The organism is Aminobacterium sp., from assembly GCF_034926885.1.
In the GTDB taxonomy this organism is placed as follows: domain Bacteria; phylum Synergistota; class Synergistia; order Synergistales; family Aminobacteriaceae; genus Aminobacterium.
In genome coordinates this window covers 47319-70325 of sequence record NZ_JAYFQR010000002.1, presented here as the reverse complement: position 1 = coordinate 70325, position 23007 = coordinate 47319, and the positions used below count along the sequence as shown (strand labels likewise).

The 23007-nt window shown below is 43.5% G+C and carries 22 protein-coding genes; 21 read left to right on the top strand and 1 reads right to left on the bottom strand.

Going from position 1 to position 23007, the window contains the following annotated elements:
* Positions 1–35: 35 nt before the first annotated feature.
* The 12 genes from secA to VB083_RS00785 all read left to right on the top strand — a co-directional run bounded on the left by secA (position 36) and on the right by VB083_RS00785 (position 13239).
* Positions 36–2711 (top strand): preprotein translocase subunit SecA, encoded by a 2676-nt coding sequence (gene secA / locus VB083_RS00840; protein WP_323401597.1) that lies wholly within the window; start codon positions 36–38, stop codon positions 2709–2711.
* A 19-nt stretch (positions 2712–2730) separates the two neighbouring features.
* Positions 2731–4560, top strand: coding sequence for a hypothetical protein (locus VB083_RS00835; protein ID WP_213690825.1), 1830 nt, complete (start codon positions 2731–2733; stop codon positions 4558–4560).
* Positions 4561–4589: 29 nt separating this feature from the next.
* Entirely contained in the window at positions 4590–6266 is a 1677-nt protein-coding gene (argS, locus tag VB083_RS00830; RefSeq protein WP_213690826.1) for an arginine--tRNA ligase, read from the top strand.
* Positions 6267–6270: 4 nt separating this feature from the next.
* On the top strand, positions 6271–6576 hold the full coding sequence (locus VB083_RS00825) for a septum formation initiator (RefSeq protein ID WP_213690827.1): 306 nt from the start codon (positions 6271–6273) through the stop codon (positions 6574–6576).
* A gap of 79 nt (positions 6577–6655) precedes the next feature.
* A complete protein-coding gene (rpsF, locus tag VB083_RS00820; protein WP_213690828.1) occupies positions 6656–6940 on the top strand; it encodes a 30S ribosomal protein S6 in 285 nt (94 codons plus the stop codon).
* Between the two features lie 12 nt (positions 6941–6952).
* On the top strand, positions 6953–7444 hold the full coding sequence (locus VB083_RS00815) for a single-stranded DNA-binding protein (protein ID WP_213690829.1): 492 nt from the start codon (positions 6953–6955) through the stop codon (positions 7442–7444).
* Between the two features lie 15 nt (positions 7445–7459).
* The gene (gene rpsR / locus VB083_RS00810; RefSeq protein ID WP_213690830.1) at positions 7460–7726 is read left to right on the top strand and encodes a 30S ribosomal protein S18; all 267 of its coding nucleotides are present in this window, start codon (positions 7460–7462) and stop codon (positions 7724–7726) included.
* Between the two features lie 90 nt (positions 7727–7816).
* On the top strand, positions 7817–8767 hold the full coding sequence (locus VB083_RS00805) for a YybS family protein (protein ID WP_213690831.1): 951 nt from the start codon (positions 7817–7819) through the stop codon (positions 8765–8767).
* A gap of 5 nt (positions 8768–8772) precedes the next feature.
* Positions 8773–9219 carry a 50S ribosomal protein L9 gene (gene rplI / locus VB083_RS00800; protein ID WP_213690832.1) on the top strand — a complete coding sequence of 149 codons (447 nt, stop codon included), beginning with the start codon at positions 8773–8775 and terminating at the stop codon, positions 9217–9219.
* A 2-nt stretch (positions 9220–9221) separates the two neighbouring features.
* Positions 9222–10574: a replicative DNA helicase gene (gene dnaB / locus VB083_RS00795; RefSeq protein WP_213690833.1), complete on the top strand. Its 1353-nt coding sequence runs from the start codon at positions 9222–9224 to the stop codon at positions 10572–10574.
* Positions 10575–10616: 42 nt separating this feature from the next.
* Entirely contained in the window at positions 10617–11543 is a 927-nt protein-coding gene (locus VB083_RS00790) for a ParB/RepB/Spo0J family partition protein (RefSeq protein ID WP_323401596.1), read from the top strand.
* The gene (locus VB083_RS00785; RefSeq protein ID WP_213690835.1) at positions 11530–13239 is read left to right on the top strand and encodes an O-antigen ligase family protein; all 1710 of its coding nucleotides are present in this window, start codon (positions 11530–11532) and stop codon (positions 13237–13239) included. The genes VB083_RS00790 and VB083_RS00785 overlap by 14 nt, the downstream gene beginning before the upstream one ends.
* Before the next feature lie 53 nt (positions 13240–13292).
* Here the strand turns inward: VB083_RS00785 and VB083_RS00780 are convergent, their stop codons facing one another.
* Positions 13293–15404, bottom strand: coding sequence for a glutamine synthetase III (locus tag VB083_RS00780; protein WP_213690836.1), 2112 nt, complete (start codon positions 15402–15404; stop codon positions 13293–13295).
* Positions 15405–15744: 340 nt separating this feature from the next.
* Between VB083_RS00780 and queD the strand changes: the two genes are divergently transcribed.
* The 9 genes from queD to VB083_RS00735 are packed head-to-tail and all read left to right on the top strand — an operon-like array spanning position 15745 to position 22933.
* Positions 15745–16113, top strand: coding sequence for a 6-carboxytetrahydropterin synthase QueD (queD, locus tag VB083_RS00775; protein WP_213690837.1), 369 nt, complete (start codon positions 15745–15747; stop codon positions 16111–16113).
* Positions 16106–16879: a GTP cyclohydrolase FolE2 gene (folE2, locus tag VB083_RS00770; RefSeq protein WP_213690838.1), complete on the top strand. Its 774-nt coding sequence runs from the start codon at positions 16106–16108 to the stop codon at positions 16877–16879. The genes queD and folE2 overlap by 8 nt, the downstream gene beginning before the upstream one ends.
* A 10-nt stretch (positions 16880–16889) precedes the next feature.
* The gene (locus VB083_RS00765) at positions 16890–17864 is read left to right on the top strand and encodes a 2-hydroxyacid dehydrogenase (RefSeq protein WP_213690839.1); all 975 of its coding nucleotides are present in this window, start codon (positions 16890–16892) and stop codon (positions 17862–17864) included.
* A gap of 3 nt (positions 17865–17867) precedes the next feature.
* Positions 17868–18791: a hypothetical protein gene (locus tag VB083_RS00760; protein ID WP_213690840.1), complete on the top strand. Its 924-nt coding sequence runs from the start codon at positions 17868–17870 to the stop codon at positions 18789–18791.
* Positions 18785–19489, top strand: coding sequence for a YggS family pyridoxal phosphate-dependent enzyme (locus tag VB083_RS00755; RefSeq protein WP_213701266.1), 705 nt, complete (start codon positions 18785–18787; stop codon positions 19487–19489). Before VB083_RS00760 ends, VB083_RS00755 begins: the two co-directional genes overlap by 7 nt.
* Before the next feature lie 28 nt (positions 19490–19517).
* The gene (gene sepF, locus VB083_RS00750) at positions 19518–19922 is read left to right on the top strand and encodes a cell division protein SepF (RefSeq protein WP_213690842.1); all 405 of its coding nucleotides are present in this window, start codon (positions 19518–19520) and stop codon (positions 19920–19922) included.
* Positions 19915–20418 (top strand): DivIVA domain-containing protein, encoded by a 504-nt coding sequence (locus tag VB083_RS00745; protein WP_213690843.1) that lies wholly within the window; start codon positions 19915–19917, stop codon positions 20416–20418. Before sepF ends, VB083_RS00745 begins: the two co-directional genes overlap by 8 nt.
* Complete coding sequence (gene recG / locus VB083_RS00740) at positions 20415–22502, top strand: ATP-dependent DNA helicase RecG (RefSeq protein ID WP_213699634.1); 2088 nt, start codon at positions 20415–20417, stop codon at positions 22500–22502. Before VB083_RS00745 ends, recG begins: the two co-directional genes overlap by 4 nt.
* The gene (locus VB083_RS00735; RefSeq protein ID WP_213699633.1) at positions 22499–22933 is read left to right on the top strand and encodes a regulatory protein RecX; all 435 of its coding nucleotides are present in this window, start codon (positions 22499–22501) and stop codon (positions 22931–22933) included. The genes recG and VB083_RS00735 overlap by 4 nt, the downstream gene beginning before the upstream one ends.
* The last annotated feature ends 74 nt before the right edge of the window (positions 22934–23007 follow it).

The following is a 23007-nucleotide window of genomic DNA, read 5'->3' as shown; positions in this document are numbered from 1 at the left end:
AATGATTATTGCAAATATTTGTAGAGGTGAAGTGAATGTTTAATGGCTTAAAGCGCGTTCTGGGGTTGGACCCTAATGAACGGGCGCTCAAGAGATATCGCCAGATTGTTGATGATATCAATGAACTCGAAGCGGAAATGACGGCGAGAAGCGATGACGAGCTTCGTTCCTTGGTTACAGATTATAAAGAGCGTCTCAATAATGGTGAAAGTCCAGATGATCTATTAAAAGAAGTTTTTGCCTTGGTGAGGGAAGTTTCACGTCGAACCCTTGGTCTTCGCCATTTCGATGTGCAGCTTATGGGAGGCATTGCCCTTCACGAAGGAAAAATAACTGAAATGAAAACAGGAGAAGGAAAAACTCTTGTTGCTACTTTGGCCGTTGTCCTCAATGCACTTTCTGGGCAAGGTGTTCATGTCGTTACAGTAAACGACTATTTGGCGAGACGTGACGCTGAATGGATGGGGCCCATATATCATTTTTTAGGCCTGTCTGTTGGTGTTATATACGCCTATATGGATCAGGAAGAGCGTAAAAAAGCCTATCTTTCTGATGTGACATACGGTACAAACAGTGAGTTCGGTTTCGATTATCTGCGAGACAATATGGCTGTTTCCCAGGAACAGCTTGTTCAACGACCTCACCATTTCTGTATTGTTGACGAAGTCGACTCTATTTTGATCGATGAAGCGCGAACGCCTCTTATTATCTCAGGTCCTTCTGAAGACAACGTAGAGATGTACAACACAGCAGACCAGATAGCGAGACAGCTTAAAGAAGGTCCGGATTTTGAGAAAGATGAAAAAGAACGGAATGTCTCCATTACAGAAGAAGGAATAGCGAAGTGTGAGAAACTGCTGAAGATGCCAGGGCTTTTTTCTGACGCGGCTCATTCTGATCTGGCTCACAGAATCGTGCAGGCAATTAAGGCTCATGTGCTTTTTCAGAAAGATGTACACTATGTCATCAAAGATGGTGAGATTGTAATAGTCGATGAATTTACAGGCCGTCTTATGTTTGGACGTCGCTACTCAGATGGATTGCATCAGGCCATTGAGGCGAAGGAAAAAGTTAAAGTCGGAAGAGAGAGTCAAACCCTTGCTACCATAACTCTTCAGAACTACTTCCGTATGTACCAGAAACTGGCGGGAATGACAGGTACGGCTATAACCGAAGCAGAAGAATTCAAAGAGATTTACGGACTTGAGGTTATTTTGGTTCCTACGAATAAGCCTATGGTTCGTAAAGATCTTCCAGATGTCATCTATCGTACGTCTTTAGAAAAATTTCATGCTGTTGCAGAGGAAGTTGCAGAGACTTATGAGCAGAAGCAACCTGTACTTGTAGGCACGACGTCAATAGAAAATTCTGAACATATTAGCAAACTTCTTAAAGCACGTAAAATTCCTCATCAGGTCTTGAATGCCAAGTACCACGAAAGGGAAGCCCAGATTGTGGCCCAGGCTGGACGAGCTGGGGCTATTACCGTAGCTACAAATATGGCAGGACGTGGAACAGATATTGTTTTAGGAGGAAATCCAGAATTTTTGGCCAAAGAGACCCTTCGAAAAGAGGGCGATGAAAATGCTCAGAACACTAAGCATTATGAAGAACTACTCGAAGAATATCGAAACATTTGTGCAGAAGAGCGCGATCAGGTTCTCAAAAGTGGCGGCCTTAAAATTATTGGAACGGAGCGTCACGAATCGCGAAGAATCGATAATCAGCTGAGGGGACGAGCAGGTCGTCAGGGCGATCCTGGTTCCAGCCGCTTCTATCTCTCTTTGGAAGATGACCTCTTAAGACTTTTCGGGTCTGATCGTATTCATGGACTTATGGAAAAGCTTGGCATGGAAGAGGGAGAAGCTATTGAGCATAACCTTTTGACGAAAGCTATTGAGTCGGCACAGAAAAAAGTAGAGCAGATGCACTTTGACATTCGTCGTCAGCTCTTGGCATACGACAACGTTATGAATCAACAGCGTGAAGCTGTTTATGGTGAGCGACGCCAGATTCTTACGGATAAAGATATTATTGAGCATACATGGGAAGTTATTCAGGGCGTTATAGGTGATGTGTTAGACCACTACTTCCCCGAAGATGGGGAGGCGGAGCCAGAGAGAGCTGCTTCAAAGTTAAAAAGTATCTTTGGTCCAGGGCTTGACTCCTTTTTGAAAGATGTAGATAGCCGCCGTCTTTTGCCAGAGGCCTCTGAACAGATAAAACAGGAAGTCGAAAATCGCTTCAGGATAAAGATAAAGAATCTGGGATCGGCAATTTCTGACGAACTGATGCGTTTTATTGTTCTTCACACGCTAGATAGCAGTTGGAAAGACCACTTACTTGCAATGGATGAATTACGGAGAGGAATAGGCCTTCGTGCAATTGGTCAAAAAGATCCTCTGCTTGAATATCAGTTCGAATCGTATAATCTTTTCCAGGCAATGATGGAAAGGGTAAGAGAATCTATTGCTGAACTTGCTTTCAGAGTAACAGTAGTTTCAGAGGAAACGCGGAGGACTCCTGATCGGAGGAATCTTAGGGAAAGTAGAGATTTCACTCTTCCTTTCCCTTCAGAAGAGGTTCCGGGAGCTCAGGTTGGTGCCGAAAAACCTCAACCAATACGAAAGGGTCCCAAAGTAGGGCGCAATGATCCGTGTCCATGTGGCAGCGGAAAAAAGTATAAACACTGCTGTGGCAAAAACGCCTAAAATGAGGAGGAAAATAAGTATGGGCCGAACTTTTACTAAAGCAGCCCTGGTGTTTGCTGTGTTTTGTGCATGTATAGCGGGAATGTTCCTATTACAGTCTCCGGCAACGGCCTCCACTGAAATCAATATTCGGAGACTTGTTCAGGAAGCCCCCGATTTTTCTCTCTACGGAAACGCACAGGGAATAGTATGGCTGAAAGAGTATCATTATACACTGCTTGCCGATGGAAGCATGCAGACAGACGTCACATGGGCTATCCTTGTAAAGGAAACCATTGATGAGTCATGGCAGAATTGGTCTCTTATTGTTCCCGAAGGAGGGAACATTTCCATCGAAAAAGCCGAAGTATACGATCCCGCCTCAGCTATGTTATTAACTAAAGCTGACATAACAACTACAGAATCTGAGGGACGGACTTTCTACCGTGTTAAATTTCCGGCACGGGATGAAGTTCTTTGGGTTCTTTCGTACAGGATTACTTCCCCTCGAAAATTAGGTGTGGACGGATACGTAAAAACAGGAATATCTTTGCCTCAATGGGAGCAGAAGATTACTGTAGATGTTCCTTCAGGTTCTTCTTTTACATGGCTTTCAAGTGAGAATGAAGCACCAAGTCTCGAGAAAAAAATGGGTCGCGACAGATACGAATGGCATATTGTCAATCGCCCCGTATGGAGAGATACTTCTCTTTTGAGTTCTTTCGAACCTTTTATAGCTTTTAGCCTTCAGCAGGGGAAAATTCCTTTTTATAAACTCTTGCAGTCTACAGAAGACGTTGTTGTTCCAGAGGCACCAGATAGTGTCATTTCAATGGGACGTGGAGCTAATCGTGTAAAAGCAGGAGAAGATATTATTCAGTTTGTCAAAAATCACCCATCTTTCCAAGATAAAGCTGCTCATAATGTAGTCCGATCGAAAATTCCAAGTGACGGGCCGTGGTCTGAATGGGAAAAAGCGCTAATTCTTTGTAAGTGGTTGCCTTTGGCAGGTTGGCAAGTTAATCTAAAGTGGATTACCCCTACGGAAATTACTGAAGAGACTCCCATTACAAGGGGACTTCTTCTCAAACCGGTTGTTGAGGCAAATATCCCTGGGGGTGGCCGTGTCTACTTTGATGTAGAACAAGGTCTCTCTTTAGGCGAAACACCTCCATCACTTTGGGGAAATAGAGTTTACGGACTTGTGAATAAAGAAATTGTATCTGACGTTATTCAAGGTGGAGGTGCAGCAGACCACCGACTTTCTCTTAGATGGGACCTTGATTTGGAGGAGTCAGGTTTTTTGGTGGGAAAACTTTCCTTTTTTGTAAGAAATGGGTGGACAGGGCTCTTTTTCTCAGGGAAAACGCCTACCCTTGAAGAAGCGGCTTCTGTTCTATCTAGCTGCACTGGGTTACAACTTGATAGTAGTAAAGGAGAAATCAAGCAGCTTAAATATGGTTTTGAGATACGGTTCCCCGTACGAATGCTTGGAGCCATTACGGGTTCTGAAGGTCACCAGATGCTCGTAAAACTTCCTGTTTTTGTCCCGGCATGTTTGCGAGAACTTTCTTCGGTACGTCCGCCGTATTCACTACGTTTTCCTTTTGCTGTCGAGGCTGAATATGAGCTGAGTTTGCCATCATCAATGAATGTACTCACACTTCCAAGTACGTCTGATAGAGATATGGGTAAAGTAAAGTATTATGAAGATATGACATATAGAAAGAAAAAACATGTTATTCGTGGTAGCGCCAGAGTTGTTGTCTCTTCTGATCGTATAGACGGGGCATTAGCTTCAGCACTGAACGAGTCTCTTCGTCGTTTTGCTGATTTTAATGCCAAGACATTGGCCCTGCGCGCCAAATAAGATTTTTAGAGATTTCCGGAGGTGTAAGAATGGCTGATGTACTCGTAACTCTTCGCCAACTTCTTAATGATTCCATACGATCAATGGCGGAGGAGCAAAACATTCAACTTGAAAATCTTCCTGACTTTGTGATAGAGAAGCCAAAAAATGAAGATCATGGTGACTGGGCAACAAACGCAGCTATGCAATTGGCTCGCATATTTCACAATAGCCCGAGAAAATTGGCAGAACAAATAGTAGATCGTCTTGCTGATTGCGATTATTTTACTTCTGTTGAAATTGCCGGACCGGGGTTTATTAACTTCAGGTTGTCTCAGAAATGGATGGGCGAGGTCTTAGAAGAAATACTTACGCTTAAAGATCAATACGGTCGTCAGAATGTGGGGCAGGGCGAAAAAGTTCAGGTTGAGTTTGTAAGTGCAAATCCTACAGGACCTCTTCATGTGGGACATGGACGGGGTGCCGCTGTTGGTGACATTATCGCTAAGATAATGGATTTTGCAGGGTGGAATGTTCAGAAAGAGTACTACATCAATGATGCCGGCTTGCAGATGAAAATATTGGGCACATCTACTCAATCACGTTACTTTGAACTTCTTGGTCATAAAGATCGCGCCCCATTCCCGGAAGATGCGTATAAAGGTGAATACATTTACGATTTAGCCCAAGAAATTATTGATAAGGAAGGCGATCGTTTTCTTTCCTTGCCTTTAGAAGAGAGCATGGAGTTTTTCCAAACTTATGCTGCAGGACATATTTTAGAGGGTATAAAAAAAGATCTTGCAGATTTCGGCGTTCATTTTGACGTATGGTTCTCCGAAAAGAGCCTTTATGAACGAAATTTGGTGCCGGAAGCCATGGATACTCTAAGGAAACATGGCTATGCTTACGAGCAGGACGGAGCGCTCTGGTTCAAAGCGACAGCCTTTGGGGATGAAAAAGATAGGGTTCTCATTCGCAATAATGGCGTGCCAACATATTTTGCATCAGATATTACGTACCATATGGAGAAGTTTGGCAGAGGTTTTGAACGAGTTATCGATATATGGGGAGCGGATCATCATGGGTATGTTCCCCGTATGAAAGCGGGAGTAGAAGCCTTAGGGAAGGATAGGGAGAGTTTAGAGGTCGTTCTGATTCAGTTCGTCAACCTTTTGCGAGGTGGCGAACAGGTTGCAATGTCAACTCGTTCTGGACAATTCGTAACGTTAAGAGACGTTATCAATGAAGTAGGAGTTGATGCAACCCGCTACTTCTTCGTTATGCGCCGAAGTGACAGTCACCTTGATTTTGATCTTGAGCTGGCGAAGCAATCTTCCAATGAAAATCCCGTTTATTATGTTCAATATGCTCACGCTCGAATTTGCAGTGTTTTAAAAGAAGCTGAAAACCGTCAAATAAAGCTGTACGGACTTGAAGCTTTAAACACAGAACTTTTGACTTCCGATGAAGAGAAGAAGCTGGTGAACCGTTTATCCCTCTTCCCTCAGGAGGTTCGGAGAGCAGCTATAGATCGTGCTCCTCATGTTATTGTAAATTATGCCTATGATTTGGCGTCTGACTTCCATTCCTTCTATAACGCCAATCGTATTCTTGGGGAGCGCCCAGATGTTATGAATGTTCGGCTTTTACTTGTCTTAGCATCAAAATACGTTCTTTCTCGTTCTCTGAGCCTGCTTGGCTTAAACGCTCCAGAAAGGATGTAGACATTTGCCGCGGTTACGGTGGGTTCTTCTGGCTATTGTTTTATCTCTCATTGCGGCTATCATGGGAACTGCCTATATCGTGGAATTACGAGAGGTTCATCGCTTGTCTGCATTGGTAGATAAGCGAATGGCTCTTTTAATGCAGAAGAGCCAGATCATTCAGGAATACAAAGAAAAAATTGAATTTTATAAAACGCCGGAGGGAATGGCGCATTTAGCGAGAGACCAATATAATCTGGTTTTCCCCGGTGAGAAAATTTATAAAATTGTAGTAACGTCGGATGATATATTGCCCGAGAAGAAACAGTAGCGTATAATACACGGGCATGTGTCCCTGTCCCTTTATTAATAAAAGGGACCAATTAGACCAAAGGGAGGAGGTGAGTTGCGTGCGACCGTACGAATTGATGGTTCTTGTTAATGCCGACCTTGAAGATCCCAAAGAGGAGATTGCAAAGGTAGAAGAGGTCGTGCGAAACCTCGGTGGAGAGCTTTCGAAAACTGACATATGGGGAAAAAGAAAGCTAGCATATCCAGTTAACGAACACACCGATGGTTTTTATGCCGTTTTGACCTTCAAGCTCGTTTCAGACGAAGTAACTGAGCTTGAACGTTTACTGAGTCTTCGACAGAATGTATACCGGCATATGATCGTCCGTCTTGACGAAGAATAAGGAGGAGATCTTTTGGCCAGGGGATTCAATAAAGTCATACTCATGGGGAACTTGTCCCGAGACCCAGAAATACGATACACAGCTTCCAAGCAAGCAGTAGCGCGGTTGAATGTAGCCGTTGATCGCCAGTGGAAGGGGCGAAATGGTGAGATTCAAAACCAGGTCGACTTTATTCCTATCGTTGTATGGGGAAGCCAGGCTGAAAACTGCGAGCGGTATCTTAGAAAGGGTCGTCCTGTTCTTGTTGAGGGACGTCTCCAGGTACGGAGCTACGAAGACAAGTCTGGCGAACGCCGTTGGGTGACGGAAGTAGTTGCTTCTTCGGTTGTCTTCTTAGGTAGTGCCCCTCGAGATGACGATAACAAAGGAAACCACTCTAGTAGCGGAAGCGATGACTTTGGTAGCATCCGTGACAGAGGTTTCGATGGAGAAGAGTTCCCTCTGGATATCTCCGAAATGGGAGAGACTGATTCCGGAGATGATGAAGCAGATATTCCGTTTTAGGGAGGAGGAACATCAATGGCTGTAAGTGGTGGCGCTTCAAAGGGCGGAAACAGAGGTCCGAGAAGAGGCGGCAAGAGACGGCCAAAGGTTTGTTTTTACTGTGTCGACAAAATTGATCACGTTGACTATAAAGATGTAGAACGCCTGCGGAAGTACGTAAGTGAACGGGGCAAGATTATGCCAAGACGTGTTACCGGAAATTGCGCAAAGCATCAGCGTCAGCTGACAATAGCGATTAAAAGAGCTCGTTTTATGGCACTTCTGCCCTACGCCTTAGATTAAACGGCAAAATAGAGACTTTTCCAAGGGGGGTAGCTGCGGCTTCTCCCCTTGTTTTTTCGGCACAACTAGTGCATGAAAGGATGTTTGTGTGTGACACCGACGAGAAGCCTCGTAGAATCATCCCTTCTTGTAGGGTTGGCTGTGGTCCTTTTTTTGGCCGCACAGTTTCTACCGGTTGTGGGGATTGGTTTTTCCTTTCTTTGTCCGGCTCCTCTGGTGGTAATGGGTCTAAGACATGATTTTAAGAAAGCTCTGCTGGGTGTTGCTGTAGCGACAGGGCTTGTCATGATCTTCATGGGACCTCTGGGAGCACTCTTTTTCCTCCTTGGTTTTGGCGTATTGGGAGTAGGTCTTGGCCAATTGGCAAAGCGCCTTCATCGAGGAGTGGAAATCCTTCTCTATGGCATACTCCTTTCTCTGGGAAGTAAATTGCTTCTTATGGTGATAGCGAGTAAAGTTATGGGAGTAAATCCTTTTTCTGTTGATCCTGTAGAGATTGAGAGTATGTTGAATAAAGTATTTGCTTTTTATGCGGGAAAAGGGTTATCGCAAGAAACTATCGAATCGATGAAGCAGCAGATGATGATGACCTTGAAAATTATCCCTCTCGTTTTCCCGGCTTTGCTGACTCTTGCTGCATCAGTGGATTGCTATTTGAGTTATGTTATTAGCGGGGCAGTAATCCGACGTATCGGGAGTGGCACTCTTCCTCCGTTGCCTTCTTTTTCAAACTGGAGATTCCCCAAAAGCATTTTCTGGGCTCTTCTTGTCTCCATACTGTTTTCCATGTTAGGAATGCAACAAGGGGAAGCAAGTCTTATGTTTCGTATGGGAATGAATCTAAAACTTTTGATCAATATTCTTTTTTTACTCCAGGGACTGTCCGTCATCTGGTATTATTTTTCATTGAAGGGTTTGGGATCTTTTGTGAGATGGGTTGCTGTTATTTTAGTTCTCTTTGTTCCCTTCCTTTCAACAATTGCATTGATTCTTGGTGTATCTGATATGTGGTTTGATTTCAGGTCACGAATCAGGAGGTAATAGCAATGAAGGTGATCTTGAAAGAAGATGTTTCGAAACTTGGTCGTAAGGGAGACCTTGTTGAGGCCTCCGATGGATATGTTCGTAACTATCTTATCCCTCGAGGTTTAGCAGATGAAGCTACTCCTGCTAAAATAAAAGAGTGGCAGAAAGAAAAGAAGACTCAAGAGAAAAAGGAAGAAAAACTTTTGGCTGAAGCCGAAGAGAAATGCCGTTGGTTGCAGGGGAAAAGAATCGTTGTAAAGGCGAGTGCCGGCGATAGCGGAAAACTTTTTGGCAGTGTTACTAATGCTCATGTAGAAGAGGCATTAAAGAAACAACTGGATGTGTCTATTGACAAGAAAGATATCAAATTGGATGAGAACATCCGAAATACAGGAGAGTATTCCTTTACTGTAAAGCTCTATTCAGGAGTAGAAGCTCGTATGACAGTTAAAGTCGAGGCTGAATAGTTGTGACTGAGACCATTTATGACAGAGTGCCTCCAGCGAGTCCGGAGGCTGAGCGTGCTGTGTTGGGGGCTTGTCTCGTTGACAGAGAAGCCCTCAATACGGTAATAGAGATTTTAACTCCAGAAGATTTTTATGATTTGACTCATCGTGAAGCTTACGATGTGGTTTGTGACATGGCGCAGCGAAATAAGCCTGTCGACGCTTTGACATTCCTTGAAGAAATTAATCGCCGTGAACTTGATAAAAAAATTGGTGGGCAGCCCTTTATAGCAGGACTTGTCAATGGGGTTACGACGACGGCTAATGCGGAATATTATGCTCTTATTGTTAAAGATAAGGCAATACATCGGCGTCTTATTTCTGCGGGTAATAAGATCGTACGTCTTGGTTATTCTGAGGAATTGGAAGTAGACGAGATCCTTGAAGAATCTGAAAAAGCAGTTTTTGAAATTGCTCAAAAGAGGAATAGAACGAATTTCAGACCAATATCTGATGTTTTAGGCAAGACATTCCAGATTATTGAAGAGCAATATCGTAAGTCAGATCAGGACGTAACAGGTTTCTGCACTGGTTTTTATCAGTTTGACAGAATAACGGGAGGATTCCAGCCGGGAAGTTTGAATATTATTGCGGCTCGTCCGTCTATGGGTAAGACAGCCTTGGCTTTGAACATGGCGCAGTATGGTGGTGTCGATCGTCATGATCCTGTATTGATCTTTAGCCTTGAAATGAGCGCTGAACAGCTTGTTCAGAGAATGCTTGGTTCTGAAGCCAAGGTCAATATTCATGATATACGTAACGGGTCGTTTGCAGAAAATGATTGGGATAAACTTGCGGATGCTGCTGGACGGCTATCTCAAGCTCCCATCTTTATTGACGATAGTTCAATGCTCTCTACTCTTGAGTTTAGAGCCAGAGCGCGACGTTTTAAATCCCGTTTTGAAAATTTGGGACTTATCGTTGTCGACTACTTGCAGCTTATGAGTTTCGCAAGGCGAATTGATAGCAAACAGCAGGAAGTTGCTGAAATATCACGAGCTTTAAAAGGAGTGGCACGAGAGCTTGATGTCCCAGTTGTTGCCCTTTCTCAGCTTTCACGAGCTGTTGAGCAACGAAACGATAAAATGCCTCAATTGTCAGATCTTCGAGATAGTGGAGCAATAGAACAGGATGCAGACTTGGTTATGCTTTTATATCGTCCCGGTTATTATGATACGGCAGCTGCTCCAGAAGAAGAAGATAATAGGGCTGTTATTCGTATAGCGAAGCATCGTAATGGACCTACAGGAGATGTCGATCTTGTCTTCTTGAGGGAATATACGAGGTTTGTAAATGCTGAAAGAGGATATATGTAAGGTCCTTCTTTCAGGGAGATTGACTATATATGGAGGAACGATATGGCAGGCATGATGAATTTTCTTCGAAATGAATCATTGCTGCACGGGATGAAAAACGAGACGGCTAACGATCAAAAGCGGCGATTATGTGATTTGCCTATAGATCAGATACGACCGAATCCCCTTCAGCCGCGGCAATATTTCGATGAAGATGATCTGCAAGAACTAGCTACGTCTATTGCAGAACTCGGAGTAATACAGCCTGTGGTCGTTTGCCAGGTAGAGAATGGTTATGAACTCATAGTGGGGGAGCGACGTCTTCGAGCCGCTAAACGAGCCGGACTTTCTGTAATCCCGGCAATCATAACGGAAGTAACGCCGACAGACCAACAGGTTATTGCTCTCGTAGAAAATATTCATAGAAGTAATCTTTCTTCAATAGAAGAAGCTCGATGTCTACAGGATATCTTGCAACGTACAGGCTGGAACCAATCGTATCTTGCACAGCGCCTTGGACGTTCTCAGTCTGCTATTGCAAATAAACTTCGTCTTCTTAAATTAGAAGATGATGTGCAGACTATGGTTCTTGAGGGAGAGTTAGGGGAACGTCAAGCGAGAGCTCTCGTTGCTCTTGAAGGAGACGTTCAAAAAGAATGGGCACAGCGTATCGTCGATGAAAAAATTCCTGCAAAAGATGTAGAAAAGCTTGTTCGTCAGGAATCGTCTAAAACAGATACGCTTAAAAGTAATAGAACAACTCAGGAAAAGAAACAGAAGGGATTAAGTTTTGCCGGACCAGAAGGGCCGACAGGAGAGCTTCTTAAAGATTTGGCTTTATTGGTGGAGCAAAGCCGCCGGCGAGGAATTCCTGTTGTCTGGAAAGTTAAGGAGCTCGCTCAGCGGCAGCTTATTGTTGAAATAGCTGTAGATTTGAAAGAACAAATTGTGAATGATGAAGAAAAGGCTTTGTCCCATGAAAGCAAGTAACAATATTGAATCGTTTTTTGCATCTCAAAGCCCCTCATTTTTAATGGAGGGCTTTTTATTTTGTTGTTTTGGAATGGTTCTAATCTTTCCAAATATGATCTTTTCAGGTGATTATTGGTATCAGACGTTACATTTGATGAAATGGTTTTTTGCTTTTGTCCCCATAGCTATGATGGTTATGGTTTTATGGATCTATTCATTTCGGAGTCATATTTCTTTTACAATAGATTTTTTTTCGATATTATGGTTTATTTTTCTACTCTATATGGCGATACAACCAGTCTTCATTGAAATATCTTCCATCCCTTCTTTTATAAGGGGCTATGTTTTTTTTGCTAGCCTCTTTGCTCTTTATTGCTTAACTCTAAACTTTTTTAAGGAAACGATGCTCTCTTTTATATTATGGGGGAGTAGTATCGCCGGCGTTCTCAGTGTCTTTTTTGCTGAGTTGCAGTTGCTTGGAATAAATGGGGTTTTCCCCTTTATTCTCAACACTCCTGGACACTATATTGCCAATACTGGGCAGCAGAATATGTTCGGCATATGGCTTGCTCTATGTGCTCTCAATACCATGTTTCTTTACATAAAGAAAAAATCTTTTAACTCAGGAATCATTGCCCTTTTCTTGTTAGCAATTATTGAATGGGGTCTTTGGAATACAACGAGTCGTTCTGCTATTTTCGGAATGGCAGCGGGGATTTTTTTCATGTTGATTATGGCTCTTCGGACGCAGACGAAAGAGACACTCAAAAGGACTTTTGCTGTAGTTTTTATTTTCCTCCTCGTCATGGCTGGAATTGTGGAAATTAACAAGGGGCGCATAGGAACGCTGAAGGATAAATTTAAAGATATCCTTGACCATCCTACGTCTGTAGCCAAGCGAGATAGCATTTGGCTCACGTCATGGACCATGTTTCGCTCAACCCCCGTTTCAGGAGTAGGCCTTGGCCAATACAAATGGCACTATCTTGAAGCCCAAAGAGAAATGAGGCATTTGCGTCCGGAAAAAACATGGCAATTTACGTACTGGGCGCACAATGAATATCTGCAATGGATATGCGAAACAGGCGTTATTGGGGGAGGCTGGCTTCTTCTTTTAGCAAGTTGGTGGTTATGGAATTTCACAAGACTTTTATTGAGAAAACGATCCCTCTCTTATGAGGCGTTCTGGGGAATATCTATTTTGGCGCTTATATTAGGAACAGCTCTGTGGACGCGGCCTTTCCATCGTATCGAGGATGCAGTGTGGATATCTGTTGCTTTCGGAGTTGCCAATAGGGAAATTTTCCTTTTTCAGCCTCTTCTTTCCTTCTCTGAAAAGGGACAAAAAATTTTATTTACCTTCGCGGGAATGTGTGTATTGTCGGCGCTCCTCTTTTTCGGACATGGCCTTTATGGCGATCGTCTCGTCAGTCTTTCTCTTGATAGCGAGAGTGCTGAAAACAAAAAAAATTATCTGGAAAAAGCCGCAACATCCCTTATGGTGCAAGATATAGCAGAAAAAAAATTAGCTTACTATTATTTGAACTTAGGTGAGAATCATGAAAATCCCGAATTAGTTGCTATTGGTCTCAATCGCCTTTACAACGTTTTTAAGCAACAACCTCACAGTAGGGAGCTTTCAGTTCTTCTCGATTGGGGGAAAAAGCTAGAAAACAAAACTCTAATTCAGGAAATGTCATCTTTTATTCAGTAAACACTATGGGGCAGAGAAAATATTTTCTCTGCCCCATAGTATTATTAATCGTTTTATGGAATGTACAGTAAATCCCTATATGTAGGATAGGGCCATACGCTAGCTGCCGTAATGGATTCAGCTGCGTCACACATGCCTCGAATAGCTTCATAGAGAGGCAATCCTTCTTCTGTGAGAACCTGAGCCTGTTTCTCAAGCGGCATTTCTTGAATAGACTGACGCAAATTGTCCAGACGTTCGATAGATGTTAGAAGCCCGCTCTTAAGTGATCCTAGGCGTTCTACGAATTTAAACCATGGCTGTGTATCGATAGCTCCCTTTCCTTCAAAAGAAGAGAGGGATTGTCCTTCTAGAACAATTTGTTTCGTCAAAGCTGGTAAAATACCTTCCCAGACCATGGAGTGAAGAATGCCCATCTCGATTTCAACAGTTTTTACGTATTGCTCAAGTCGTATTTCATAATATGCAGATGTCTCTCTATCTGTCATAACATGTAAATCAGACAAAAGCTGGCGATGCTCAGGAACAAGATAGAGGGCAAGAGCTTCCGGGGTACTGTTTGCAATAGTCAAGCCCCGTCTTTTTGCTTCATCGTGCCATTCCTGACTATATGCGTTTCCTTCGAAGCGAACATTTTTACTTTCCTGAGCTGCGTAACGAATAGCTTCAAGGGCTGCATCTACAACGTCCCCACCGCCAAGTCGGGACTCTATCATTGAGCATATCTGATCTAATCCCCACGCCCAGATACTCAAGATCATGGTAAGAGGTCCGGCTATGGATTGAGATGCACCAGGTGCACGGAATTCAAACTTGTTACCTGTGAAGGCTAATGGAGCAGTTCTGTTTCTATCTGTATTATCTACGCTGACTTCTGGTAGACGTGTTAGGCCGAGATCGATGAGACTCTTCCCGGGGAAAGATTCGGGAAGTCCTTGCTCGATTCTCTCAAGAATAGCAGATAGCGTATCTCCCAGATAGACACTCATAATTGCAGGAGGAGCTTCATTTCCTCCAAGTCGGTGCATATTCCCTGGAGATGCAATGGAGGCGCGAAGAAGGGGGCTATACTTTGAAAGCCCAAGGAGCAGCGCTGATAGGAACGTCAAAAACTGAATGTTCTTTCTCTGGTTTGATGAAGGTTTCAATACATTCTTACCTTCACTATCCTGTATTGAGAAGTTAATGTGTTTTCCACTTCCGTTGAGACTGGCAAAAGGCTTTTCGTGAAGCAAAAGCATGAGATCGTGGCGACGAGCCATTTTGCGCATAGTTTCCATAATAAGCTGGTTCTGATCGCATGCCAGGTTGGCTTCAGCGAACTGTGGTGCAAATTCGAACTGGCAGGGGGCAACCTCATTATGTCGAGTTGTAATGACAACACCCAGCCGATACAGATCTCGTTCGACATCTTCCATATATGCAAGAACTCGTGGAGGAATGGCGCCAAAATAGTGATCTTCCATCTGTTGTCCTTTAGGAGGCTGACAACCAATAATAGTACGTCCGCAGAATTGAAGATCGGGACGTTTACGTGCACCAGCTCCGTCGACAAGGAAAAATTCCTGCTCAGCTCCTACTGTTACCTTAGCCCAACGGACACCGCGGTTTCCAAAGAGTTTTAAAAGACGAAGGGCTCGGCTTTCCACGGCATCGAGCGATTTCATCAGAGGTGTTTTGAGGTCTAATGGAGTTCCGTCGTAGGAGATGAAGACAGATGGAATACAGAGAGTACCTCCCTTTCGGCTCGTAACAATAAAAGCAGGACTTGTTGGGTCCCATGCACTATATCCGCGTGCTTCAAAAGTAGAGCGAATGCCACCTGATGGGAAAGAAGAGGCGTCTGGCTCACTTTGTACCAGTTCTTTTCCTTTAAAAGACTCCATGGGCAGTCCGTTTTCGTCGGCAGTGAGGAACGCCATATGCTTTTCTGCCGTAAGTTCTGTTCGAGGATGAAACCAATGTGTGTAATGAGTAGCCCCTTTTGAAAGAGCCCATTCTTTCATTGCGGCTGCTACCATATCGGCAATACTTGCGTCAAGTTTCTGACCGCCTTCAATAGAAGCAATGAGAGCATCGTATACATCTCTCGGTAGTCGTTCTCGCATAGCTCGTCGATCGAAAACATACATGCCGAAAATATCACGTGGTTTATCGTACGCCATCTTAATCTCCTCTCCCTTTCTAATGTGGATATAGAATAAAAAACGATGCTGTTTTATAGCACTTAAAAAATAAAGAGTCAATAGCTTTTTGCAAATTTAATGTTATAAGTATGGGTTTAATGTGCAAATTGCATTTAAAAAGTTGTTTTATGCACATTCAATTCTAAAGCGAAGCATTTTTTATGCAGTTTTGCATGTATATGTATTTGGGGATGACAAAATATATCAAAACTGGGTATTTCGTCTCTTTTCTTGTGAGATGCAACAAATGCGAAGTCTTGTAAATATAGTGTAAAATCAAAATAACGTCACTTTTATAGAGAGAGGAGCGAATGGCTCAATGCTTCTTAAGAAAGAGTTTATTTTCGATGCGGCTCATAATCTTGTGCACTATAAGGGGAAATGCGAAAACCTTCATGGGCATACCTACCGCATGGTTATTGTTATAGAAGGAACTCCAGATCATGAGGGAATGGTCGTTGATTTTTGCGAAGTCTCTTCAATAGTAAAGGAAAAAGTTGTTTCTCGTCTTGACCATGCTTATATTAACGATATTATTCCTCAGCCTTCAGCGGAAAATATTGCTGTCTGGGTCTGGAAAGAGATAGAACAGTTTTTCAAACGTCCACATTGTCATCTCTACGCTGTAGAAATTTGGGAAACCGCAACCAGCGGAGTTATTGTCAGAAAGGAAGACATCTATGCGTGATGTTCAAAACGAGAGAGATTCAAGAAAGGTTGCCATTGACCTCGTAGGGGTACGAAATGTTTCTTATCCTATAGTTGTTCTTGACAGAGAACAGAACGAACAGCAGACTGTAGCTCAGATTTCGATGGCGGTCTCCCTGCCTCATCACTACAGGGGAACACACATGAGTCGTTTTATCGAAGTGCTTGAAGAGATACAAGGCAAAATTACCTTATCCCGAATGGAGCAAATTACAGAACACCTTCGCCAGGTTCTGGAAGCCGATCGGGCGGAGATAACCTTTCAATTTCCCTATTTTATCCGCCGTTATGCTCCTGTAACAAAAATTCCGAGCTATTCCCGATATGATGTTACTTTTTGGACTCAAAAAGAGGAAAACTTCGACCTGATAACTACTGTTTCGGTGCCAGTTCAAACGTTATGTCCATGTTCAAAGGAAATTTCGGATGTTGGAGCTCATAATCAAAGAGCTCGGATAGATATTTCTGTCCGTATGAAAAATTTCGTATGGATAGAGGAACTTGTAGAAATAGCTGAGCGATGTGGTTCTGCACCTCTTTACACATTATTGAAACGGGAAGATGAAAAATATGTTACTGAACAAGCGTATAATAACGCTAAATTTGTGGAGGATGTTTTACGTGATACAGCGTTGGAACTCGACACGGAAGAACGCATTTCATGGTACAGAGTGCGAGTTGTAAGCTCAGAAAGTATACATAATCACGATGCTTTCGCGGAATTAGAGCGGCACGTATCTTCTTAGGGGGGATAGTATGAACATACTCTTTGGTGGCAAGGCTTTTTTACGTTTATGGGATGTGCTTTCTCCGGCTTTCCAAGAGCATTCTTTAGATGTTGCCGAAGACGAAGAGATACCTTCCAAACTCCCATGGGCAGATATTTTTGTTATACGCCCCATGACTATAGATAAGGATATTCTCAAGTATGGAGCAAAACTTAAATTGGTTCAGCAGTGGGGTGTTGGTGTAGAGGGGTTAAACGTTGAAGATTGTACTGAAGCAGGCGTTTATGCATGTAATATTCCTTCGCGGGGAACAGGTAATGCAGAAGGTGTTGCAGAGATAGCCATTCTTCATATGATGCTGCTGGCAAGACGATATCACAGGGCGAAAGAAAAACTTCAGGAAGGCAAGGTGTTCACACCTCCGGGAGTCACTCTTTGGGGAAAACGAGCTTGTGTCATCGGACTTGGAAACTTGGGGCACTGTGTTGTTGAGCGGTTAAAAGGCCTTGGAATGAGCGTTACTGGGGTTAATAGAACGTACCGGGAAGAATTTTCCCAATGGGGAGTTGATACCTTTTATTCCCTGGCTGAAATGGAAAAAGCATTGGCAGGTTGCCGCTTTGTAATTTTGGCGTTGGCTTTGACTCCAGAGACATATCATTCAATAGCAGAACCTTTCTTTCAGTCGATGGATAGGGACGCTTTCTTTATTAATGTGGCTCGCGGGGATATTGTTGTGCGTGAAGCCTTTGATAAAGCTCTTCAAAACAAATGGATTGCAGGCGCAGGTTTCGACGTTTTTTGGAAAGAGCCGCCTGAAATTACTGACCCTATATTGAATCACCCTCTTGTAACGACAACCCCTCATATTGGAGGGGTCACTGATGCTTCTTTGAATGGTGCTATTGACTTTATTGTAAAAAATGTTCAGAGGGTGGCCCTTGGAGAAGAGCCCTATTCTTGCTTGAATAGCAGGGATCTTCAAAGAAAGAAGACACTCTAATCGATGGACTTTAAAGAAAAAAGGAAAAAACTTCTTTATGGAGTTATTGTTTTATGTTTTATAACGGCAGCTATTTGGATTTATGGTCTTTGGTGGCGTTATTACGAAGTGACTCATCCTCGTATTGCACAGGCTATTCCTCATTCGTATGAGGAGCAGGTTCCTCTGTATGGTGTTCTTTTATGGGACGAAGTTGTAGTGACTTCTCCCCTCAAGGGAACACTTTCATATGCTGTTTCAGGGCATGGAGGGAGAGTCAGCAAAGGGGATGTCATTGCGACTGTAACAGCCTCCGCACGCCAACAATTACGGGCCCCTCAGACAGGTTATTTTATTCCGGGCCTTGATGGTGTGGAAGGTGGGTTGAGCTACTCTTCCCTTTGGGGGGGAGAGGAAAAATTTCCTGACCTTCCATCGCTGAGGTATTTTCCTGGAAATCATAAAGTCAACAAGGGAGACGCTATCGGTAAAATTATTCCGATGCCTCAACAGCTGCGTATTGTAGGTTATGCCGATTTAACTCCGGCCCTTGAAAAACAACTGGCACGAGGAGTACTTTTGGTGCGCAGAGGGCCCAAAGAATCATTGTACGAAGCGGGAATACGCGTAGTTCGTAAAATGGGGTATAGAACAAAATTGTATCTCTCATTGCCCTTTTTTCCTGTTAATATTGTGAAAAATCGTTCTGTATCGTATCTTATTTCTACGGAAGAACGTGTAGGCGTTTCAGTTCCTCAATCGGCGGTTATCTTGCGAGGCGGGAAACTTGGGGTTTTCCTTGTAGAAGGAAACTATGCCTGTTTTAAAGAAATCAATGGTATTCCCCTGTCTGATCATCTTTTTTTCGTGACAAGCGGACTGCAACCAGGAAATATTGTTATACTCAAAGCAGATCATGCCAGGGAGGGTCGAGTTGAGCTATGGTAAACGTTAATATTTGTGAAAATGTAGAAAGAATTCGTGGCTTGATTGCAGAAAGTGCAAAGAAGAGCGGGCGCAAAAAAGAAGAGATTCAACTTATTGCTGTGACTAAAAATCACAAAGTAGAAGAAATGGTTAAGGCCATACAGGAAGCGGGCGTTACGAACATTGGTGAAAACCGAGTGCAGGAAGCCCAGACCAAGTGGGCAAGCTGGCCGGAAAATGTAAATGCTGAATGGCATCTTATAGGACACTTGCAGAGAAACAAAGCAAGAAAAGCTCTTGAATTTTTTAATGTTATTCAATCTTTAGATTCTATTGCTCTTGCAGAACGACTTGAACGTATTTGTGTGGAAATGAAGCGTACAGTTCGTGTTTTGCTTGAGGTCAATACCTCGGGAGAAAGTGCCAAACATGGAGTTGCTCCCGATGATGTCTATTCTCTTTTCGATTATGTTATGGGAGAGTGTCCATCTCTAACAGTTCAAGGTCTTATGACTGTAGGTCCTCTCACGGAAGAAGAAAGCGAAGTTAGAGAGGCTTTCGCTCTACTCAGAAGCTTGAAAGAAAATTTAAGCTCATCAAGGGACGTTTCGCTTCCAGAACTTTCTATGGGGATGAGCGGCGATTTTCAGTGGGCTATCGAAGAGGGAAGTACCATGGTCCGGATCGGGACGGCGATATTTGGTCCTCGATCGTATTAACCGCTCTTATATTATAGGAGGTGGTTCAATGTTCGAGCGCCTTATGGCGATGTTGGGGCTTGCCGAATATAACTACGATGACGTTAATGGTGAAGATGAAACGGAATTAGAAACAACCTACGGCGAAGAAGATGTTGAAGAACGCCAGAAACGTATCTTAAAATCTCCACCGACACAGGCTCAGATTATTATTTGTCGTGGAGAACTTTGTCTTGATCGTAGAGAAGAACTTGGGGAAGCCCTGCATAAGGGTCTTAATGTTATTGTTGATTTGCGGAATATGGATCGTGACGTAGGGCAAAGTGTACTTGATTTTTTGTGTGGAGTTGCTTTCGCTATGCGAGGAGATGTAGTTCGTGTCTCTCCAGGAGTATTCATGGCATCTCATCGCAAGGGTATAGTGGAAGAATGGAAGGAGGAACATCGTGCCTGATCTTATCACGGCGCTTGATATTGAAAGTAAAACCTTTTCCAGGGCTATCAGAGGGTATGACCCCGATCAGGTTGACGAATTCCTTGATCATTTAGCAGAGACGTTACGTCTTATGGGGCAGCAGTTCTCAGACCTGGAACGGGAAAAAATGCGTTTGGAAGAGCAATTGAAGGAATATAACAATCTTAAGGATACATTGCAGGAAACACTTCTCATGGCTCAAAAAAGTGCAGAAGCGAAAAATGATGCGGCAAAGCAGGAAGCTGATGCTATTATTTCTGAGGCCCGGGCCAAGGGAGAGAGAATTGTTTTTGAGGCGATGAACGAGCGAGACCGTCATCGACGTGATGCGGCCAGGTTTTCTGACATGAAACGCGTCTTTAAGAGTGATATGGCAGCTTTGTTGACCAAGTTCTCTTCCTTAATCGATTCTATTGAAGACGATGTTGACGTTACTCAGGAAATTACTGTAGTTGAGGAGCATCAGGCGGAGTGACCGAACTTGAAGTACATCAGCAACCGATTCGCTACATAAAAGGGGTAGGGGCAGTTCGAGAAAAACTGTTGAATCGTCTAGAGATAGAGACGGTGGAAGATCTTCTTCTTTTTTTCCCCCGTCGTTACGAAGATCGGAGGGGATTAACCCCCCTTGCCGATGTAAAGCCGGATACAACAGTTTCTCTTCTCGTTCGTGTTGTTGCTTTGGAAAAACGCCAGACCTCAAGAAAAGGCTTCATGATTATCCAAGCTCTTCTTACTGATGGACACGATTTCATACGGGCTGTCTGGTTCAATCGGAAGGGACTTGAACGCCTTCTCACTCCAGGGAAGGAAGTTGCATTATATGGTGCAGTTGAATGGCGATACGGGCAACTGCAAATTACGAGTCCTGAATTTGAAATCATAGAGGAAGGGGAACATCCGGATTCCATTGGACATATTGTGCCAGTTTATCCACTTACTGCCGGATTGCAACAACGCTGGTTTCGCAATGTAGTTCGTTTTTGTCTTGAAAATTATAAAATAACGTCGGACCCTCTTCCAACATCTATTTGCTTGAAATATGAATTTCCGACGTTCTTCGAAGCTGTTCGTGAAATGCACTATCCACAAGGCAGAAAGAGCTGGAAGAAAGCGCGGGATCGTCTTGCTTTTCAAGAGCTATTCGTTCTACAGACAGGAATGGCTCTCCGACGGGGTAAGCGTTCGCATTTTGCAGAAAAAGCGCCAATATTACCTGTAGATGGCCCGTTGCGGAAAAAGTTTTTAGATGAGGTCTTCCCTTACGCCTTGACTGAAGCGCAAAAGCGAGTCTCTTTCGAAATAAGTTCAGATTTGGAACAGAGCATTCCCATGCACCGTCTGCTTCAGGGGGATGTGGGCTCGGGAAAGACGGCTATTGCTGTTTTAGCCCTCATTCAAGCTGTGGAAGCTGGGTTTCAAGGAGCATTTATGGCTCCTACAGAAATTTTAGCCCAACAACATTACTATCGATTGAAATCCTTATTTAAACATTTGGGAATTTCTGTAGTTTTGCTCGTTGGTTCTTTAAAAAACAGCGTGAGGGATGATACACTGCACAAAATAGAAAGCGGCGAAGCACAGGTGGTTGTCGGGACCCACGCATTATTCTCAGATCCTGTTCTTTTCTTGAAACTGGGTTTGGCGGTTATAGATGAACAGCATCGATTTGGAGTGCTTCAAAAAAATGCACTGCGTTCCAAGGGAAGCAATGAGGGCATGGTTCCTCACGTGTTGGTGATGACGGCAACGCCCATTCCCAGAACACTTACGCTCTCTGTTTACGGAGATCTTTCTGTCTCTACAATAGATGAGATGCCTCCTGGGAGAACTGAGATTCATACTCGCTGGCTCAAGAAAAAAGAAGAGAGGCGATTGTGGACTTTCATTCGGGAGCGATGCTCGGAGAAAGAGAGAGTATATTGGGTGTGTCCTCTTATTGAAGAGAGTGAAGCCCTTTCAGTAACATCAGTTACGGAAAGATATGAATATTTGCAGGAACTATTTTCTGAACTGAGAGTGGGATTATTACATGGACAACTTCCAGCGAAGGAAAAAGAAAACGTGATGAATCATTTCGCCGCGGGGAAACTTGATATACTCGTATCGACTACTGTTATAGAAGTTGGAGTTGATGTTCCTGAGGCGACGGTCATGATTATCGAAGATGCGGATCGTTTTGGTCTTTCGCAACTTCATCAACTTCGTGGTCGAGTGGGAAGAGGAAAAAAACAGGGGTATTGCGTTCTTTTAAGTAATCCATCAACAAAGGAAGCTGTGGAACGGCTAAAAGTTATGTGTGCGACAACTGACGGATTTAAAATAGCGGAAGCAGATTTGAAACTTCGCGGTCCAGGAGAAGTTTGTGGCATCAGACAGCATGGAATTACAGATTTTCGTGTGGCTGATTTATTGAAAGATCGTTCTCTCTTGGAATTGGCCCGAAAAGATGCGTCTGATCTGATCGAAAAGGATTCACGACTTGAAAAAGAACCGGAACTTTTGAACTACGTGTTAAGAACAGTTGGACGAAACCTGGATTTGGTGGGAATTGCATGAATGAAGAATATTTTGAAAACTATCTTCAGCGTTTGTTGACCCGTGGAGCCTATACGTGTTGGCAAATTCAGGATAAACTCATAAAGAAGGGTGCAGCTGAAGAAGTAGCACATACATTGGTAGAAAAATATACAGAATTGGGCTTTCTAGATGATGAAGCCTATAGTATTCTTTATGTAGCATCTCATGTGGGGTGGGGTGACCGAAAGTTACGGGACGAGCTGAGACGACGAAAAGTGAGTCCTACGATAATTCAAAAGGTGCTCGAGGAAGCGGAAACAGACGAAGTACATCGTGCGTGTGTCTTGGCACAGGAGTGGAAGCGGCATGATGTTGATTCTCGAAAAATATGGGGACGATTGATACGTCGTGGATTTTCTGCCAGTTCCTGCAAGATTGCTTTGGAAAGGACTTGTGAGCCTTTCCGTTGATCTGTAAAATAGAATCCTCAGCACTACGTGTGCGGTCTTAAAATGTTACTGATCAGCACCTTGATAATAAAATG

Excerpts from the sequence above, each read along its gene's own strand:
- folE2 (WP_213690838.1), top strand. The coding sequence starts at position 16,106 with ATGCGTGATGTTCAAAACGAGAGAGATTCAAGAAAGGTTGCCATTGAC.
- VB083_RS00790 (WP_323401596.1), top strand. The coding sequence starts at position 10,617 with ATGGCAGGCATGATGAATTTTCTTCGAAATGAATCATTGCTGCACGGG.
- sepF (WP_213690842.1), top strand. The coding sequence starts at position 19,518 with ATGTTCGAGCGCCTTATGGCGATGTTGGGGCTTGCCGAATATAACTAC.
- VB083_RS00780 (WP_213690836.1), bottom strand. The coding sequence starts at position 15,404 with ATGGCGTACGATAAACCACGTGATATTTTCGGCATGTATGTTTTCGAT.
- VB083_RS00735 (WP_213699633.1), top strand. The coding sequence starts at position 22,499 with ATGAATGAAGAATATTTTGAAAACTATCTTCAGCGTTTGTTGACCCGT.
- queD (WP_213690837.1), top strand. The coding sequence starts at position 15,745 with ATGCTTCTTAAGAAAGAGTTTATTTTCGATGCGGCTCATAATCTTGTG.
- VB083_RS00755 (WP_213701266.1), top strand. The coding sequence starts at position 18,785 with ATGGTAAACGTTAATATTTGTGAAAATGTAGAAAGAATTCGTGGCTTG.
- secA (WP_323401597.1), top strand. The coding sequence starts at position 36 with ATGTTTAATGGCTTAAAGCGCGTTCTGGGGTTGGACCCTAATGAACGG.
- VB083_RS00785 (WP_213690835.1), top strand. The coding sequence starts at position 11,530 with ATGAAAGCAAGTAACAATATTGAATCGTTTTTTGCATCTCAAAGCCCC.
- VB083_RS00835 (WP_213690825.1), top strand. The coding sequence starts at position 2,731 with ATGGGCCGAACTTTTACTAAAGCAGCCCTGGTGTTTGCTGTGTTTTGT.
- rplI (WP_213690832.1), top strand. The coding sequence starts at position 8,773 with ATGAAGGTGATCTTGAAAGAAGATGTTTCGAAACTTGGTCGTAAGGGA.
- VB083_RS00765 (WP_213690839.1), top strand. The coding sequence starts at position 16,890 with ATGAACATACTCTTTGGTGGCAAGGCTTTTTTACGTTTATGGGATGTG.
- rpsR (WP_213690830.1), top strand. The coding sequence starts at position 7,460 with ATGGCTGTAAGTGGTGGCGCTTCAAAGGGCGGAAACAGAGGTCCGAGA.
- argS (WP_213690826.1), top strand. The coding sequence starts at position 4,590 with ATGGCTGATGTACTCGTAACTCTTCGCCAACTTCTTAATGATTCCATA.
- VB083_RS00760 (WP_213690840.1), top strand. The coding sequence starts at position 17,868 with ATGGACTTTAAAGAAAAAAGGAAAAAACTTCTTTATGGAGTTATTGTT.